Below are 16,647 nucleotides of genomic sequence, written 5' to 3'. Positions count from 1 at the left end.
GCATCTGCCCGTTCCCCCGGCGCGGTCACCGGCCGGGCAGAGATCGGCCGGCCAAGCGCGAGGCGCACACGGCCTCACCCGCGGATGAGGCCGGCCGCCCGTGCCTTCGCCAGCGCGTCCGTGCGCGAGCGGGCTCCCAGCTTCTCGAAGATGTGGACCAGGTGGGTCTTCACCGTCGAGGTCGAGACGAAGAGCCGCGCGGCGATCTGCGCGTTCGCCAGGCCCTCTGCGACCGCGTCCAGCACCTCCAGCTCGCGCTGGCTGAGCGATGTCTCCGGAGCACGCATCCGGGCGAGGAGCTTGGACCCCACCTCCGGGGCGAGCGCGGTCTCCCCCGCAGCCGCCCGTCGCACGGCGGCCAGCAGCTCCTCCGGGGGAGCATCCTTGAGGAGGTACCCCGCGGCACCGGCCTCCACGGCGGCCACCACATCCGCATCGCTGTCGTAGTTGGTGAGGACGAGGACGTGGGGCGCACCGGCAGCGGCACGGATCCTGCGGGTGGCCTCGGGCCCGTGGACGGCACCGGGAGCGTTCCCCAGCTGCAGGTCCATGAGTACGAGGTCGGCCGGGACCTCGGCGGCCATGCGGACGATCTCCTCGCCGCCACCGGCCTGCCCCACCACCTCGATGTGATCCGCCGTGGCCAGCAGCGCGACGATGCCGGCACGCACGACCGGGTGGTCGTCGCAGATCAGAACTCTCACGCTCATGCGCTCCTCCTCCCGTCAGTGGGACGGGCGGTGCGGTCGCAGGCTCCTGCCGCGACCTCGCCCGCCTCCGCTGCGCCCTCGCCCGCTTCCGTCGCAGCCCCGTCCGCCTCCGTCGTGGGCATGTCCTCGAACACAGCGCTCACGGCGGTGCCCGCACCCGGACGCGACTCCACCTCCAGCCGGCCCCCGGCCTCCTCGGCGCGCTGCCGCATCATGCCCAGACCGAAGGAACCGCTCTCCGCCGGGACGCGCACCGCGGCCGGGTCGAAGCCGATGCCGTCATCGACGACGTCCACGGCAGCCCCACGTGACAGATAGGTGAGGGTGACGACGATGCGTGCGGCCTCCGCGTGTGCGACGGCGTTGCCCAGTGCTCCCTGCACGATGCGCAGCAGAGTCGTCTCAGCCGCACGGGCCAGCTCCCGCGGGGTGCCGTCCGTGCGGAAGAGCACCTGTGCGCGTGCCGTCGCATCCGCCGAGGCGCAGAGCCGTTCCAGCGCGGCAGGCAGCGCACGCACCGCGAGTGCCGGCGAGGCCAGTGCACGGATGAAGGCGCGGGTCTCGGCGAGCGACTCCGCCGCGGTCTGCTTGGCGAGTGCGATCTCCTCCCTGCCCGGAGCGGCGGATCGGGACTCGGGCCGAGGATCGGGCCGGGACTCGGGCCGGAGCTCGGGCCGCGGCTCAGACCCGTCCCCGGACGGGGGCGCAGGCCGCGCCTCCTCCTGAGTCCCGGCCTGAGCCGCGGCCGCATGCGGTGCCGCTGCCACGTCCATGCGCCGTTCCGCGGCACTGAGCAGGAGGCGGATGCTGGAGAGGCCCTGAGCCACGGTGTCGTGGAGCTCCGCCGCCATGCGCGTCCGCTCGGCCTCGATGCCGGAGCGGCGCTGCGATTCCGCCAGCTGCGACTGCGCTGCCAGCAGCTCGTCCAGCAGCCGCTGGCGTTCGTGCACCTCCCGGAACAGCGCCCGGTACCCCAGCCCGATCACGATCGCGGCGGCGGCTCCCACCAGCGGTCCGGTCACGCCGCCCACCGTGAGACCGCGGTGGGCGGCGAGCGCGCCCACGGAGACGAGCGCGGAGACGAGGACGGCGACCGGGCCCCACCCGCCCGGCAGCAGGTGGAGGCAGAGGAAGAAGAGCGGGAACACGAGGAACGCCGCGTCCGCGGCGAGCGCGACGAGGACCGCCCACAGCACTGCGAGACCGCTCAGCCACAGGAGCCCGGCTCGCATGCCCCGTGTTCCCCGGGGGTCCGCGGCCCGTCGCTCGAACCGCGCACGCAGCGGCACCCCCGCGAAGTAGAGGGCTTCGAAGAGGCAGGTGAGGACGACGGCCGCTCCGGGGCTCACCGCGTCCCCCTCCAGAGCGCGCACCACCACGAGCACGCCCAGACCCGCGACGAGCAGGTGCAGTCCTGCGCTCATCGTCGCGAAGATCGGGGCGAGTGCTCCGGCAGCGTGCGGCGACGCACTCTCCGCATGCAGCGCCTCGGGCGGAGTGCCGTGCAGGAACTGACTGCGCGCGCCGGTCGTGACGCGGCTGCGCCTGCCGGAACGGAGAGGGGAGACCATTCCTCCACGCTAGCGGGCTGCACCGCGTCGCGGTGCGGGATCACCCCGCAGGACCGCGATACGCCGTGGAGATCCATCGAAAGTACGACTGCGCCTCCGCCTCTCGGCGCCCGGGAACCCATCCCCTCTCCGATGTGCCGGCACCGCCCGGCGACGAAGCTGGATGGTGTCATCGCACCTCGCCCCGACCGCATCGCACAGAGCCGACGGCGCAGAGCCGGAAGCGCAACGCCGGAGGCGCAGCACTGCGACGGCATCACACGGAGACAGCACCACTCAGAAGGAGCTCCCTTGTTCATCGCCTGGAGAGACATGCGGTTCGCCCGCGGCCGCTTCGCCCTCATCACGGCCGTGGTCCTGCTCATCACCCTCCTCATCGGACTGCTGGCCGGGCTCACGGGCGGTCTCGCCCAGCAGAACATCTCCGCCGTGCAGGCACTGGGCGGAGAACGGATCGTGCTCGCCGGAACGGCCTCGGGCGCGGACGGCGACGCCGCCGAGGCGGAACCCGCCTCCTTCTCCGAGTCCCGGATCAGCGCGGATGAGGTCCGCACGTGGGAGGACGCCCGCGCCGTGTCCGGGGTGCGGGCGGTGGGCATCACCCAGTTCGCCGCCGAACACGGGGAGACCGGCAGCTCCGTGGCCCTGCTGGGCGGCACCGCGGACTCCCCCGCGGGCAGCGGCCGCGCCGTCCTCAGCTCCGGCGCCGCCGAGGACCTGAGCGCCTCCGACGGCGACACGATCACCGTGCTGGGCCTCGACCTCCGCGTCACCGTCATGGACGAGGAGCGCTGGTACGCGCACACTCCCGCCGTCTATCTCACCCTCGAGGACTGGCAGGAGATGCAGCTGCGCCTGGGGCAGCCAGAGACCGCGGCGACCGCTCTGGTGATCGGCTCGGCGACGGCGGCGGAAGGCGGGGCCACAGCCGAGGACGGGATCGAGGACCTGGAGCGAACCACCGGGACCCAGGCCGTCACGCCGCTGAATGCTCTGCTGGCAATCAGCTCGTTCCGGTCGGAGATCGGCTCGCTGCTGATGATGGCCGGAATGCTCTTCGGCATCTCCGCGCTGGTGATCGGCGCCTTCTTCACCGTCTGGACGATGCAGCGTCAGGCCGACGTGGCGGTGCTGCGCGCCCTCGGAGCGCCCGCCTCCGCGCTGCTGAGGGACGCTCTCGGGCAGTCGCTCGTGGTGCTTGTCGCCGGTGTGCTCACAGGGATCGGCATCACTGCGGCCCTCGGCACGGTGATCAGCACTGCGGTGCCCTTCGTCGTCACCTGGTACACGACCGCGCTGCCGGCCGCGCTCATGGTCGTCCTGGGAGCCGCGGGCGCGGCGTTCGCGCTGCGACAGGTCACCCGCGTCGATCCCCTCACCGCGCTGGGCAGCGCCCGGTAGTTCAGCACGGCTGCGCGGCCGGCAACCCCACGCGGGGGCGCGGCCGTCCCCGGCATCCGCCCGGCCGTCCACGGCACCTGCCCGCAACAGGCGCCCCTGAGTCCTTCCTCCCCTCATCCAAGGAGCCCTCATGCTCGCACTCTCAGACGTCACCCTCACCTTCCCCGACGGCGCCTCCCGCGTGACAGCCGTGCACCGCGCCTCGCTCACGGTGCCCTCCGGCACCATCACCGGGGTCACCGGGCCCTCCGGCTCCGGGAAGTCGAGCCTGCTGGCGCTCGCGTCCACACTCGTCACTCCGGACTCCGGCAGCGTGAGCATCGCCGGCATCCGGACCACCGGGCTCTCACCGGCGGAGACCGCCGCACTGCGCAGGGAGAAGGTGGGGATCGTCTTCCAGCAGGCGAACCTCCTGCCCTCCCTCACCGCGGCGGAGCAGGTGAGGGTCATGGCGGAACTGACCCCGGCCTCGGGGGCGGACGGCAGAGCCAGGCACGGGCGCAGCGGCGAAGAGCGGCACAATCGCAACAGCGAGCGCAACGGCGAAAGCGGAGAGCGGCACGGGCGCGGAAACGGGCTCGGACGCGGCTGCGGAAGCAGAAGCTCACAGGAGGACGGCCGCGAGCGCGGACGGGGAGCCGGACGGCGCGCACGCCGGACCCGGGCGGAGGAGCTGCTGGAGCTCGTGGGGCTGGCCGACCACCGCCGCGCCCGCCCGCATGCGCTCTCCGGAGGTCAGCAGCAGCGAGTGAACATCGCCCGCGCGCTCATGTGCGAACCGGACGTGCTGATCGTCGACGAGCCCACCTCGGCGCTGGACAGCGCGCGGAGCCGGGAGATCGTCGAACTCCTCCTGGAGGTCACGCGCACCCTGGGCACGGCGACCCTGCTGGTCACTCACGATGTGGAGTTCCTGCCGCTGTTCGACCGGACGCTCACCATGACGGACGGCGAGCTCCGGGCAGAGCGTCCGCTCATGTCTCACTCCACGTCGACGAATGGGCCATTCACCGACGTGGAGTGAGACATGGGCGGAAGGCCAGCGGAAAGCCAGCGGAAGCCGCTCAGCCCTCCGGCGGAGTGACGACGGGCCCTCGGCGCGGCCCCTTCCTGCCGGCACCGGGACCGGAGAGGAAGGACGGCCACTGCTTGCCCTCCGCGTCCTGTCCCAGGTCCTCCTCGACGATCGCGATCTCCGCCGTCGTGGCCCCTTCCACGTGGGCGTCGTCGTCCGTGGTCAGCGGATCCGTCTCCTTCACCTCCACATCCGCACGGGATTCCCGGCCGAAGAGGTAGAGCAGCAGCTCCACCGGCAGGCCGGAGACGGTCACGGTGGGCCTGTTGGTGCGGCCGGCGCGGATCTCGTCGAACCCCCGCGGCTGCAGCACGAGGTGGATGCCGCGGCGGAGCGCGTAGGCGAGCGCGAGGCTGCGGACCATCGGGAGCATGTCCTTCTGGACCTCGGTGCCCAGCTGCCGCGGCCGCCAGCCGGGCTGGGCACGGCGGACGTCCTCATGGTGGATGAGGAACTCCGCGGTGTTCATGAGCGAGTCCACGCCGATGCCCCACGAGCTGGGGTTCCAGACGGTGGGCCCGGAGGCGATCTTGCCGATGAGCTCCGGCCAGGGGGTGTCCCGCAGCACCTGGTCCACGCGCTCGTGGCGCTTCGCGAACAGCTTGAGGTGCTCCCCCGCCATGGCGGGCAGGTCGCGGTCGCGCATGACCAGATGGACGGCGAGATCACGTGTCTTCCAGCCTTCGCACAGGGTGGGAGCGTCAGGTCCCACTGTCCGAAGGAGCGAGGCCAGCCGAAGACGTTCTTCGCGTGCGAGGTGCGTCATGCTCCAAGCCTGCATCACGGGCGTGTGCAAGTCGAGGCCGACCCGCTGCTTCGTGCCAAGCCGCGAGGAATTCCGAGGTGCCGGACAGCGAGCGCATATCTGCGAGCTCGTCGCCGCGGGTGGGGCCGTCGGTGTCGATGACGACGAGCGCACCCTGCTTCGCCGCCTGCCGCACGAACCGCAGCCCGCTCAGCACGGCCAGTGAGCTGCCGAGGACCACGAGGGCGCGGGCCTCGGCGACCATCGCCTGCGCCCGGGCGACGAGGTCCCTGTCCACCGATTCGCCGAAGAACACGAGGTCCGGCTTGAGCAGCCCGCCGCAGCGGGGGCAGTCGACCACGCGGAAGCCGCGCGTCTCCTCGAGCTCCGCGTCCCCGTCCGGTGCCGCCTCGATCTCATGCGGGTCCACCTGGATCCGGTCGAGGAAGTCCGGGTTGAGCCGCGTGAGCTCGTCCTGCATCCACTGGCGCGAGTACCGCTCGCGGCAGTCCAGGCAGATCACCCGGTCCAGCCTGCCGTGGAGCTCGATCACCGGCTCCGTGCCGGCGAGGCGGTCGAGGCCGTCCACGTTCTGGGTGAGGAGACCGCGCAGTCCCAGACCGGCCAGCGCCCTGTGCCCGGCGTTGGGGCGCGCCCAGTCGATCCGGTCCCAGCCCACCCAGCTGCGCGCCCAGTACCGTGAGCGCTGCAGGGGCCCGGCCAGGAACGCCTGATAGGTCATGGGCGAGCGCGGCGAGGCCGTGGGCCCGCGATAGTCGGGGATGCCGGAGTCCGTGCTGAGGCCGGCGCCGGCGAGCGCGACCGTGTGCTCCGCGCCCACGCGCAGCAGCCGCGCGATGATCTCCTCGTCCGGGTGCGAGGCCGCCTCCGGCCGCACGCGTCCGCGCAGCGGGTCCCTGATGACGGCCATGCTCAGGCGTGCTCCCGCACCCAGGCGAGCACGGCCTCGGCGACGGCGTCCGGACGCTCCTCCGGCAGCCAGTGCGAGGCACCGGTGAGCTCCGCGAACCGGTACGGCCCCTCCACGAACTCACCGGTCAGCTCGGCCGCTCCCCGCGTGAAGGCGATGTCCTCGCTGCCCCAGACGTAGAGCGTGGGCACCGTGATGGGAGTGGTGGGCAGCGGGTCCGCCGAACCCAGCGCGCGGTAGTACTTGAGCACCGCGTCGAAGACATCCGGCTGCGCGAACCGCTCGAGGTAGGAGGCGACGACGGGTGCCGGGATCGCGTCCTGATAGAACGAGGCGAGGCGTGCACCGCCGTCACGGAGCATGGCAGCGGAGAACTCCTCCGGATGGTGCCGGATCTTCCGCAGGTACTCCATCCGCGCGTACTGGTCCTCGTCCTCTTTCATCCGCTGACCGTGCGCGAGCGTGTGCGCCGAGGAGACCGAGGTGAAGGTCTCCAGCCGCTCCGGATGCGCCGCCGCGTACGCCCAGCCCATGACCCCACCCCAGTCGTGCCCCACCAGGTGGAAGCGCTCGATCCCCAGCGCCGCCGTGAGTGCATCGAGGTCCGCGACGAGGTGGCGCACGTCGTAGTCCTCCACCGCCTCCGGGCGCGCGCCGGGCGAGTAGCCGCGCTGATCGTAGGCGAGCACCGGCATGCCGGCCGCCAGCAGCGTCCCGGCCACGTCCTCCCAGCAGCTCGCGTACTGCGGCCAGCCGTGGACGAGCACCGCGACGCCGAGGCCGGGGTCCGGTGCCGCGGGCTCGGCACGGTAACCGCTGAACTCCAGGCCGTTCGCGGACTGCGTGAACACCTCCGCGCGCGCGGTCTGCGGGAGCGCGGCGAGACGGTTCGCCACGGAGGCGTTGTCGTGGGGGTGGCCGGCGGGTGCGGCGGTGCGGCCTCCGGCAGGAGCGCCCGAGGCCTCGTCGGTGCTGCCGGTGGGGCGGTCTGCCGGGGAGGGGGCCTGCTCTGCCATGTCTCAGCCTCTCTGCTGAAGGAAATCGTGCTGCTCTCGACTATATCCACGAGGGCGTTCCGCACGTAGCGTGGAGGGATGGCACGCATCCTCCTCATCCACCACTCGCCCACGGAATCCACCCGCCGCATCTCCCGGGCCGCGCTGGCGGCCGCAGAGCTCCCGGAACTCGCAGAGCTGGCCGAGGACGGCCCGCTCGAACTCGTGGAGGTCGCGGCCCTCGAACCCGATGTCGAACAGGTCCTCGCCGCGGATGCCTACGTCCTGGGCACCACGGCGAACTTCGGCTACATCTCCGGCGCGCTCAAGCACTTCTTCGACACCGTCTACGACCACGTCCGCGAACCCACCGCGGGACGCCCCTTCTCCTACTGGATCCACGGCGGCTACGACACGACGGGCGCGGAGAAGGCCATGAGCGCCATCACCACCGGGCTGGGCTGGAGCCTCGCGGCGGATCCGGTGGTGTGGACGGGCGCCGTCGAGGACGCGCACCTGGAGCAGGTCACGGAGATGACCGCGACGGTCATGGCGCGCGCCCTCGAGTGAGGCGTGATCCGCCGGAGCCGTGCCGAGGCCGCACGGGGACAAGCTCTCGGCGCCGGCTCTCTCCAGGACGCGCCTCAGCGCAGGACGACGGTGCGCCCGTCCTGGAGGATCACGCGGTGCTCCGCGTGGACACGGACGGCATCCGTGAGCGCTGCGACCTCTGCGTCCTGTCCGTGACGCTGCAGGTCCGCCGGACTGAACGAGTGGTCCACCTCCGCCACGCGCTGGACGATGATGGGGCCCTCGTCCAGGTCGCTGTTGACGTAGTGCGCCGTCGCACCCACCATCTTCACGCCGCGGGCGAAGGCCTGGTGGTACGGCTTGGCGCCCTTGAAGCTGGGCAGGAACGAGTGGTGGATGTTGATGCAGCGGCCTTCGAGGCGCTCGGTGAGCTCCGGTGAGAGCACCTGCATGTAGCGGGCCAGGACCACCAGCTCCGCGCCCGTGGACTCGACGATCTCCAGGAGGCGGGCCTCGGCCTCGGGCTTGGTGTCCTTGGTGACGGGCACGTGGTGGAACGGCACCCCGTGCCACTCCGTGAGCGAGCGGTGGTCCGGATGGTTCGAGACGACCGCGGTGATCTCGATGGGCAGGTGGCCGGCCTGCGAACGGTAGAGGAGGTCGCGCAGGCAGTGCACCCACTTGGAGACCATGACCACGACCTTGAGCTTCTCATCTGCCGGAACGAGCCGGAGCTCCATGCCGAACTCCGCGGCGACGGCGTCGAAGTCACGCTGCAGGGCACCCTGATCCGTGCCCGCGCCGGTGAACGCGAAGCGGGCGAAGAACTTCTCGTTGAGCCTGTCCTCGAAGGTCTTGGACTCGGTGATGCTGCAGCCGTGACGGGCGAGCACCGCGGACACGGCGGCGACGATGCCCGGGCGGTCCTGGCAGTGGAGGGTGACGACGGAGGAGTGCGGAACGTTCATCGGGCCATAGTAGGCGGGCGCCGTCGCAGGTGAGCGCACCGGGACTCTTGACAGGCGCCTCGGCGGCACCTAGCTTTGTCTCTTGTGCCGTATTCGGCACGGTTCTGCGCCCGCTGGCGCAGCACGTCTGCGCCGACCGGCGCAGCACGCCACCGGAAGGGACGACATGACGGCCTCGCTGTCTCATAGGAAGCAATCGGAACGGGATCTCCGCTTCCGCTTCTTCGCGACCCCTCCGGCGCGAGTCGTCTGACCGCACACGCAGTCACAGACGCCCCGCACCCTCACAGGTCCGGGGCGTTCTTCGTCAGGTCAGACTCCTGCGCACGTGACTGCAGCACGACGCGCACGGGGAACAGGCATTCGCCGGGTTCCCGCTCCTGATTCCGACGCACGCGCCCCGGAGCGCAACTCAAGGAAAAGGAATCATGGAGCATGTCACCAAGCGGCTGATCTCCTGGGCCTCCCTGATCGACGCCAAGACGCTCGACCAGGCACGCACCACTGCAGAGATGCCGTTCGTCTACCCGCACCTCGCCCTCATGCCGGACGCGCATCTGGGCAAGGGCGCCACCGTGGGGTCCGTCATCCCCACCCTCCGTGCGATCATCCCGGCGGCCGTCGGGGTGGACATCGGCTGCGGCATGATCGCCGTGCGCACGCAGTTCGCCCGGGAGCAGCTCATCCGCCGCGATCTCGCCGCCCTGCGCGAGGCGATCGAGCGGGCCGTGCCGCTGTCCGCCGGCCACTACAACCGGAAGATCGTCGCCACCGCCGCACCGCGCATCGCGGAGCTGGAGGAGCTCGCCGAAGCCAAGGGCTTCGATCCGTCCGACTACGCCGGCCACTGGCGCCACCAGCTGGGCTCCCTGGGCTCCGGCAACCACTTCATCGAGGTGTCCGCGGACGAGGAGGACCGGGTGTGGATGTTCCTGCACTCCGGCTCCCGCGGTGTGGGCAACAAGATCGCGCAGCACCACATCAGGGCGGCGCAGCGGCTCGCGAAGCAGTGGTGGATCGAGCTGCCGGACCCGGACCTCGCCTACCTCGTCGAGGGCACCCCGGAGTTCACCCGCTACATCGCGGAGCTGCGGTGGGCCCAGCACTTCGCCCTGCTCAACCGCGAGGAGATGATGGACCGGGTCTCCCGCCAGCTCGCGGAGGCCATGGGCGAGGAGGTGGAGGAGCAGGAGCGGATCAACTGCCACCACAACTTCACCGAGTCCGAGGTGCACTACGGCAAGCGCGTCTGGGTGTCCCGGAAGGGAGCCATCCAGGCCGACGAGGGCCGGCTCGGCCTCATCCCGGGGTCCATGGGCACCGCCTCCTACGTGGTGCGGGGCAGGGGGTTCGCCCCGTCCCTGAACTCCTCCCCGCACGGCGCGGGCCGCGAGTACTCCCGGACGGCGGCGCGGAAGACCTTCACGCACGCACAGCTGCGTGAGGCGATGGCCGGCATCGAGTACCGCGACACGGACGCCTTCATCGACGAGATCCCGCAGGCCTACAAGCCGATCGATCAGGTGATGGAGGATGCGGGCGAACTCGTGGAGGTCCTCCACACGCTCCGCCAGATCGTCAACGTGAAGGGCGACTGAGCGGGCAGGCGGGTCCGGCGGGCCGGCCTCGGGCGTGCCGGTGGGTGGGCCTCAGGAGGCCGCGCCGGCGTCCGAGGCCGGCCTCGGGCGGTTGCGCGGATGCCCGAGGCCGGCCTTCAGTGCCCTGCGGCGATGCAGAACTCGTTGCCGTCCGGATCCTCGAAGGTGTCCCACTGGAAATCGCTCTCTCCGCGCAGCCCCAGGTGCACGGCACCGGCAGCCGTCCATGCGGCGATGGCGGCCTCGCGGTCCTCCTGTTCGTCCCGCACGAGATCGAGGTGCAGCCGGTTCTTCCCCGGCGAGGGCTCCTCCACGTACTGGAAGCCCAGGTCCGTGCCCCAGCCGGGGACGCTCACCACGCAGAACCACCCCTCGGCGTCGAAGACGACCTCACCGCCCAGCCTCTCCGCCCACCAAGCGGAGAGGCGGCGGGCGTCGGTGGTGTCCACGGTGATCATTCCGAGTGCGGTCATGGCCGCCTCCCTCTGCTCGGTGGGTGCTCGTCGCGAGCTCAGCGCATGCCGGCCGGCACGAAGGCTCCTGCGGGACGAGCACATGACCCCGCGCGTTCGGCCCCGCCCATTCGGCTCGCTCCCTCAGCATAGGAGCCGGAGGCCGCCCAGGCGAGACCTGCTTCACAGAAGCTCGCGGCGGTCCCGGCTCCAGCCTCGGGCTGTCGATTTCCGTCCGGACGCACCCTGGTCTAGAGTGGTCTGCGGCTTCCCACGTGGCGTCATCTTGCGAACTCCCCCAGGGCCGAAAGGCAGCAAGGGTAAGTGAGCTCTGGCGGGTGCGTGGGAAGTCCTCATTCATCCCCGGGGCTCAGCCGATGCGCCCCGCCCCGCAGGCGGAGGACGCGATGACCGGCTCACTTCTTCCCGCAGAGCAGCTTCCCGTGGGCGTCGAGCTGCCGTTCGGCTCCCACACCGTGAGTGCCGAGGAGATCGTCGAGTACGCGCGGATGTGGGATCCGCAGTACTTCCACACCGATGCCGGCGCCTCGGAGAGCTCCGAGTACGGGGGCCTCATCGCCAGCGGCATCCACACGCTCAGCATCTACCAGAAGCTCTCCGTGGAGGCGGTTCTCCGCACGTACGACATCGTGGCCGGCAAGGAGCTCTCCCGCGTGCGCTTCCTCCGCCCGGTCCGCCCCGGCGACTCACTCACGGGCTCCATGGTGATCGACTCCCTGGGCGCGCCCCGTGCCGGCCGGCGGCTGGCCACCGGCAGCGCCTCGCTCATCAACCAGGACGACAAGACCGTGCTGGACCTGGGGATCGAGTTCCTGGTCCGCTCAACTGCGACCTGACCCGCGCGCCCCGTCCCTCCTCCAAGTTACGTCTGCGTAGCGGCCGTGCTGGGCGGCCACTACGCAGACGTAACTTGTGGGTTGAAGGCATCTCACCCCGAGATCCGCACTCGGTGCGCGGCGGCCCAGCCTCACACGCACTCCTCAGCTTGCGCTCCGGCAGGGATGCGCCCTTCCTCCGTAAACTTGAGCGATGAGCTCCGTTCTCGCGCCGCACACGAGGCCCCGCCGCGTGCACTCCGCACCCCTCCCCCAGGTCGCCGCACCCGCACCCGCGGGAGAAGCTCACGCGGGAGACGTCCGATGAGCGGCCTCGTCGCCCTGCTCGACGACGTCGCCGCACTGGCCCGCCTCGCCGCCGCCAGCGTGGACGACGTGGCCGCGGGTGCCGCGAAGGCGGGAGCCAAGGCCGCAGGCGTCGTCATCGACGATGCCGCCGTGACCCCGCAGTACGTCACGGGCGTCTCCCCCAGGCGGGAACTCCCCATGATCTGGCGGATCACCAAGGGTTCTCTCGTCAACAAGCTCCTCATCATCCTGCCGGCGCTGCTGGTGCTGAGCACCTTCGCCCCGTGGATCCTCACGCCCCTGCTCATGCTGGGCGGTGCCTACCTCTCCTACGAAGGTGCGCACAAGATCTGGGAGAAGCTGCGCGGACACCACGCGGAGCGCTCCGCGGAGCCCAGCCAGGTGCGCGGCAAGGAGGCCGAGGACAAGGTGGTGCGCGGCGCCATCACCACGGACTTCATCCTGTCCTGCGAGATCATGGTCATCTCCCTCAACGAGATCGCGGCGGAGTCGCTGTGGTCCCGCGCCCTCATCCTCATCGTCGTGGGGGTGGGCATCACCGCACTGGTGTACGGAGCGGTGGCGATCATCGTGAAGATGGACGACGTGGGACTCGCCATGACCCGCCGCTCCTCCGCCGCCTCGCAGCGGACGGGCCACCTGCTGGTGCGCGCCATGCCCGTGGTGCTGCGCGTGCTGTCCTTCGTGGGCACGTTCGCCATGCTCTGGGTGGGCGGTCACATCCTGCTCGTCGGGATGGCGGAGCTGGGCTTCGCGCTCCCCTACGACCTCGTGCACCACCTCGAGGAGCCCCTCCACCACATCGCCGGACTCGGCCCCGTCCTCGCGTGGCTGGCGAACACGCTGTGCTCCATGGTGCTGGGCTTCCTCGTGGGCTCGCTCGTCCTGGGGGTCCTCACACTCCTCCCCCTGCCCACGAAGCACTGACCCGACTCGAGACTGCCGTCACCGCTTCCGGTCGCGTGATCGCTTCCCTGGCCGGCCCCGCAGCGCCGGCCGGGGAAGCGATCACTCCGTGACACACGCCACAGACAAACATATGCATATGTGTTTATATTAGAGGTGCGCAGACAGATCGGAGACGCACCATGAGTCACCCGCACGACCACGCCCCCGGCACCCCGCACTCCCACGGCGCGGGCGCCAGCAGGAGGCGCCTCGCGATCGCCTTCGCGATCACCGCGGCCATCATGCTCGCTCAGCTCGTGGGCTCCGTGATCACCGGTTCCCTCGCACTGCTGGTCGACACCGCGCACATGCTCACGGATGCCGGCGGCCTGTTCCTCGCACTCATCGCCGCCTCCCTCATGCTGCGCCCCACCACCGCCAGGCACACCTGGGGCATGAAGAGGGCCGAGGTCCTGGCCGCCTCCGCGCAGTCCCTCCTGCTCATGGCAGTGGGCGTGTACGCGCTCGTCGAGGGGATCTCCCGCCTCCTCGCCCCGCCCGAGGTCCCGGCCCAGGGCCTGCTGGTGTTCGGCCTGATCGGGCTGGCGGGCAACATCGCCTCGCTCTGCGTGCTCGCCGGCGGTCGGAACGCGAACCTCAACCTCAGAGCGGCCTTCCTCGAAGTCCTCAACGACGCCCTGGGCTCCGTCGCGGTCATCGTGAGCGCCGTCGTCATCGCCACGACCGGCTGGACGCCGGTGGACACCCTCGCCGGCCTCCTCATCGCCGGGCTGATCGTGCCCCGCGCGGTGGTCATCCTGCTCAGCTCCGTGCGCATCCTCATGGAGGCGGTGCCGCGCGGGATCGACCTCGAGGACCTCCGCTCACACCTGCTGGAGAACGCCCACGTCGACGAGGTCCACGATCTGCACGTGTCGACCATCGGCACCGGCCTGCCCGTGCTCACTGCGCACGTGGAGGTGCACCCCGCCTGCCTCACCTCCGGGCACACGAGGGTCGTCCTCGACGAGCTGCGCGCGTGCGTGAGAGAGCACTTCGCGGAGCGGATCGAGCACTGCACCTTCCAGCTCGAACCCTCCGACTGCTCTGCCGAGGAGCCCCTGCCGCACTCGTGAGCCTCGGCAGCGGCGCACTCCCTCGACTCGCAGCCCGTGCGCCTGCATGCCCGCAGGTCCGCATCCCCGCGTCTCCGCACCACGCGCAGAACGGATCTCCGCACCCCTCACAGAAACAGCCTTCCCTGCCGGAATAGGGTGACGGCGGCCCGGTGTTGTCCCACCAGCACATCGCACCCCATCCGCGAAGGAGTCGACATGAGCATCACCGACAGGAAGATCGCGTTCCTCCTCACCCGAGGGGTGGAGCAGGTCGAACTCACCAGCCCCCGCGCCGCACTCGACGAGGCAGGCGCCACCACCACGCTGGTCTCACCCGCAGAGGGGTCGTTGCAGGCCATGCAGGGCGACTGGGAGCACGCGGACACCTTCACGGTCGACGCGCCGGTGGCCGGCGCCTCGGCAGCGGACTACGACGCGCTCGTCCTGCCCGGCGGCACGCTCAACGCGGACGCCCTCCGCACGGATCCGGACGCGGTCCGGCTGGTGAGGGAGTTCTTCGACCAGGACAAGACCGTCGCCGCCATCTGCCACGCGCCGTGGATCCTCGCCGAGGCCGGGCTCGCCTCAGGACGCCGGCTCACCTCGGTGGGCAGCATCAAGGTGGACATGCTCAACGCCGGAGCCCGCTGGGAGGACAGCGAGGTCGTAGTGGACGGCAACCTCATCACCTCCCGCAACCCCGGCGACCTCGAGGCCTTCAACCGTGAGATCCTCCGCGCCCTGAGCTGAACGGCTGACCTGAGGAGCCCGCCTCCGGACCCGGCGCAGATGGCGGGCCCTCATCCCCGCCGCCCGTTGCGAGCACCACTGCCGCCGCCCACTGCAGATGCCCGCTGCAGGCGCGTGTCCGCCGCCCGCTCAGTCCAGCCGTTCGAGGTCGTCCAGGCGCATCGTCACGGCCGAGTACGAACCTTCGAAGCTCACGTCCACGAGACTGCCGAACTCACCGTGGGTCTCGACATCGCCGGTTCCGCCGTAGATCCTCACGTAGCTGATGCCCAGGCCCGCGCCCGGCTCGTACTCCCGCGCCTGCTCCACCACGTCTTCCAGACTGAAGTGCTCCAGGCTCTCCAGGTCGAGATGGGCTCCGGAGCTTCGGCGATGGCCCGCAGCCTCTTCCGCGCTGGGCGCGCTGTCCGCCTCGAATCGCAGCTCCCGGACGCTTCCGCCCGCCTCACGCCCCGTGACGATGGAGCTTTCGGCATCGAGCCGGATCTCCTCGGCAGCGTCCACTTCCGTGTCCCGCAGCGCCCGGAGAAGGCTGGGCACGGTGTCCTCGGTCATCGGCTCAACACCGTCGAGAGCGAGGTCGATGCCCGCTTCCTGCGCTGCGGCATAGACGGGCCCCAGTAGCCTTCGCCGTCCGCCGCCTCTCCGACCTGCGCCTCCCGCAGCGCACGCTCCTCCGCGGCCTGCTCCTCTGCCGCGGCGACGGCTGTGGACGCCCGCCACTCCGCCACCGCCTTCAGACCTGCGAAGGTCGCGGACATCGCCACCAGAGCCGCGACCCACGGGGCGAGACCCAGGAGCAGACGGTGGAGCAGACCTCGGCTCATGGTGCAAACACTTCCGGGAGTGTCTGCCCGTCCGCGGTCCAGGAGACCCATCCGCCGCCCCTGCCGGCATCCGGTCCTCGCATGGCCACCGTGATGCGAGGAGCGTCCGGATCCGCGCCGAGCTCGGTGCCGGGGCCGGGCGGGACGGAGACCTCCACGTGGTCCACCTCCGGCACCTGCCCGGTCTCCTCCGCGAAGACCACCGGCGCCACCTCGAGCATGCGGGCGATGAGGTCCGCGTCCAGCACGATGACGTCGAACTGCAGACGCTCCCCGTCCTCGGGCCGGTACGTCCCTCCGGGCCAGGTCGCGCTGCTGCCGTCTGGGCGGATGGAGACGTTGTCGAAGCGGTTCCCGCCCACCGGGATCTCGCCGGTGACGTGCGCCGCCCTGATCACGATCTCCGAGGCCGCCTCCCCCTGCTCCTCGAACGCCGCCAGCCCGGTGCGGATCGTCTCCGCGTCCAGCTCAGGGTCCGGGTAGTTCGCGGCGAGTGTGCCCAGGAGCCCGGCCTCGTCCAGCTCGGCACGTTCCACGGCCCGCGTCGCGTAGTCCTCGGCGAGGTATCCGTTCGCCGCGGCGAGAAACACGCCCGGCACTGCGCCCGCCACCGCCGCGATGCCGCAGGCGACCTTCCAGCGCGGCGGCCCCGATGCCTGCGCGCTCCGCTCCGCACCCGCCGCCGGCCGCACCGGCACCGGGACCTCGCCGCGCGGCAGATCCGCGATCAGCCGCTCGAGGTCCTGCAGCGTCGCCGCCTCCGCCGCCAGACTCAGCCGCCTGTCGAACTCAGCACGGTCCAGACGGCCGACCGCGAAGCCCTTGGCGAGCACCGTCCGGTACTCCTCGCGCTGGACGGTCGAAGGGCGGTCGGCGGCACGTGGGGAGAGCACCGGCACATTCTGCCCCAGGCGGGCCGCA

The 16,647-nt window shown here is 71.1% G+C and carries 18 protein-coding genes and 1 other RNA gene; 9 read left to right on the top strand and 10 right to left on the bottom strand.

What is annotated here, in order from left to right:
* Window positions 1-74: 74 nt before the first annotated feature.
* A complete protein-coding gene (locus tag ABD240_RS10215; protein ID WP_291795654.1) occupies window positions 75-710 on the bottom strand; it encodes a response regulator in 636 nt (211 codons plus the stop codon).
* Window positions 707-2,281, bottom strand: coding sequence for a sensor histidine kinase (locus ABD240_RS10210; protein ID WP_344337077.1), 1,575 nt, complete (start codon window positions 2,279-2,281; stop codon window positions 707-709). The genes ABD240_RS10215 and ABD240_RS10210 overlap by 4 nt, the downstream gene beginning before the upstream one ends.
* A gap of 291 nt (window positions 2,282-2,572) precedes the next feature.
* Here ABD240_RS10210 and ABD240_RS10205 point away from each other — a divergent pair, with 291 nt between their 5' ends.
* Both ABD240_RS10205 and ABD240_RS10200 read left to right on the top strand, forming a co-directional pair.
* Entirely contained in the window at window positions 2,573-3,682 is a 1,110-nt protein-coding gene (locus tag ABD240_RS10205; protein ID WP_344337076.1) for an ABC transporter permease, read from the top strand.
* A gap of 130 nt (window positions 3,683-3,812) precedes the next feature.
* Window positions 3,813-4,706 (top strand): ABC transporter ATP-binding protein, encoded by an 894-nt coding sequence (locus tag ABD240_RS10200; protein WP_344337075.1) that lies wholly within the window; start codon window positions 3,813-3,815, stop codon window positions 4,704-4,706.
* 40 nt (window positions 4,707-4,746) lie between these two features.
* Here ABD240_RS10200 and ABD240_RS10195 read toward each other — a convergent pair whose 3' ends face one another.
* From ABD240_RS10195 to ABD240_RS10185, 3 genes are read right to left on the bottom strand one after another with little or no spacing between them, the layout of a single operon-like run.
* The gene (locus tag ABD240_RS10195) at window positions 4,747-5,523 is read right to left on the bottom strand and encodes a TIGR03085 family metal-binding protein (protein WP_291793937.1); all 777 of its coding nucleotides are present in this window, start codon (window positions 5,521-5,523) and stop codon (window positions 4,747-4,749) included.
* Window positions 5,459-6,433, bottom strand: coding sequence for a Sir2 family NAD-dependent protein deacetylase (locus ABD240_RS10190; protein WP_344337074.1), 975 nt, complete (start codon window positions 6,431-6,433; stop codon window positions 5,459-5,461). The genes ABD240_RS10195 and ABD240_RS10190 overlap by 65 nt, the downstream gene beginning before the upstream one ends.
* Window positions 6,434-6,435: 2 nt before the next feature.
* Window positions 6,436-7,449 (bottom strand): alpha/beta fold hydrolase, encoded by a 1,014-nt coding sequence (locus ABD240_RS10185; protein WP_344337073.1) that lies wholly within the window; start codon window positions 7,447-7,449, stop codon window positions 6,436-6,438.
* A 78-nt stretch (window positions 7,450-7,527) separates the two neighbouring features.
* On the opposite strand from ABD240_RS10185, the gene ABD240_RS10180 reads away from it, so the two are divergent.
* Window positions 7,528-7,998 carry an NAD(P)H-dependent oxidoreductase gene (locus ABD240_RS10180; RefSeq protein WP_291793930.1) on the top strand — a complete coding sequence of 157 codons (471 nt, stop codon included), beginning with the start codon at window positions 7,528-7,530 and terminating at the stop codon, window positions 7,996-7,998.
* Between the two features lie 74 nt (window positions 7,999-8,072).
* Here ABD240_RS10180 and purU read toward each other — a convergent pair whose 3' ends face one another.
* Window positions 8,073-8,927, bottom strand: coding sequence for a formyltetrahydrofolate deformylase (purU, locus tag ABD240_RS10175; RefSeq protein ID WP_291793928.1), 855 nt, complete (start codon window positions 8,925-8,927; stop codon window positions 8,073-8,075).
* Between the two features lie 428 nt (window positions 8,928-9,355).
* Between purU and ABD240_RS10170 the strand changes: the two genes are divergently transcribed.
* Complete coding sequence (locus tag ABD240_RS10170) at window positions 9,356-10,525, top strand: RtcB family protein (protein WP_344337072.1); 1,170 nt, start codon at window positions 9,356-9,358, stop codon at window positions 10,523-10,525.
* Window positions 10,526-10,641: 116 nt separating this feature from the next.
* On the opposite strand, the gene ABD240_RS10165 is transcribed toward ABD240_RS10170, so the two are convergent.
* Window positions 10,642-10,998 carry a VOC family protein gene (locus ABD240_RS10165; RefSeq protein ID WP_344337071.1) on the bottom strand — a complete coding sequence of 119 codons (357 nt, stop codon included), beginning with the start codon at window positions 10,996-10,998 and terminating at the stop codon, window positions 10,642-10,644.
* Between the two features lie 241 nt (window positions 10,999-11,239).
* Here ABD240_RS10165 and ffs point away from each other — a divergent pair.
* From ffs to ABD240_RS10140, 5 genes are all read left to right on the top strand, one after another.
* Window positions 11,240-11,335: signal recognition particle sRNA small type (gene ffs, locus ABD240_RS10160), an RNA gene on the top strand.
* A gap of 49 nt (window positions 11,336-11,384) precedes the next feature.
* Window positions 11,385-11,834: a MaoC/PaaZ C-terminal domain-containing protein gene (locus ABD240_RS10155; protein WP_291793920.1), complete on the top strand. Its 450-nt coding sequence runs from the start codon at window positions 11,385-11,387 to the stop codon at window positions 11,832-11,834.
* Between the two features lie 303 nt (window positions 11,835-12,137).
* A complete protein-coding gene (locus ABD240_RS10150; protein ID WP_344337070.1) occupies window positions 12,138-13,070 on the top strand; it encodes a DUF808 domain-containing protein in 933 nt (310 codons plus the stop codon).
* A gap of 161 nt (window positions 13,071-13,231) precedes the next feature.
* Window positions 13,232-14,167, top strand: coding sequence for a cation diffusion facilitator family transporter (locus tag ABD240_RS10145; protein ID WP_344337069.1), 936 nt, complete (start codon window positions 13,232-13,234; stop codon window positions 14,165-14,167).
* 198 nt (window positions 14,168-14,365) lie between these two features.
* Entirely contained in the window at window positions 14,366-14,899 is a 534-nt protein-coding gene (locus ABD240_RS10140; protein ID WP_344337068.1) for a type 1 glutamine amidotransferase domain-containing protein, read from the top strand.
* Between the two features lie 129 nt (window positions 14,900-15,028).
* Here ABD240_RS10140 and ABD240_RS10135 read toward each other — a convergent pair whose 3' ends face one another.
* The 3 genes from ABD240_RS10135 to ABD240_RS10125 are packed head-to-tail and all read right to left on the bottom strand — an operon-like array spanning window position 15,029 to window position 16,619.
* On the bottom strand, window positions 15,029-15,454 hold the full coding sequence (locus ABD240_RS10135; protein WP_344337067.1) for a hypothetical protein: 426 nt from the start codon (window positions 15,452-15,454) through the stop codon (window positions 15,029-15,031).
* A complete protein-coding gene (locus ABD240_RS10130; protein ID WP_344337066.1) occupies window positions 15,451-15,726 on the bottom strand; it encodes a hypothetical protein in 276 nt (91 codons plus the stop codon). The genes ABD240_RS10135 and ABD240_RS10130 overlap by 4 nt, the downstream gene beginning before the upstream one ends.
* Complete coding sequence (locus tag ABD240_RS10125) at window positions 15,723-16,619, bottom strand: DUF1707 domain-containing protein (protein ID WP_344337065.1); 897 nt, start codon at window positions 16,617-16,619, stop codon at window positions 15,723-15,725. The genes ABD240_RS10130 and ABD240_RS10125 overlap by 4 nt, the downstream gene beginning before the upstream one ends.
* Window positions 16,620-16,647: the final 28 nt, after the last annotated feature.

This window comes from Brevibacterium salitolerans, from assembly GCF_039531405.1.
GTDB classification, from domain to species: Bacteria; Actinomycetota; Actinomycetes; order Actinomycetales; family Brevibacteriaceae; genus Brevibacterium; species Brevibacterium salitolerans.
Note: the sequence above shows the minus strand (reverse complement) of the source record. Positions and strands in the feature narration are given on the sequence as shown.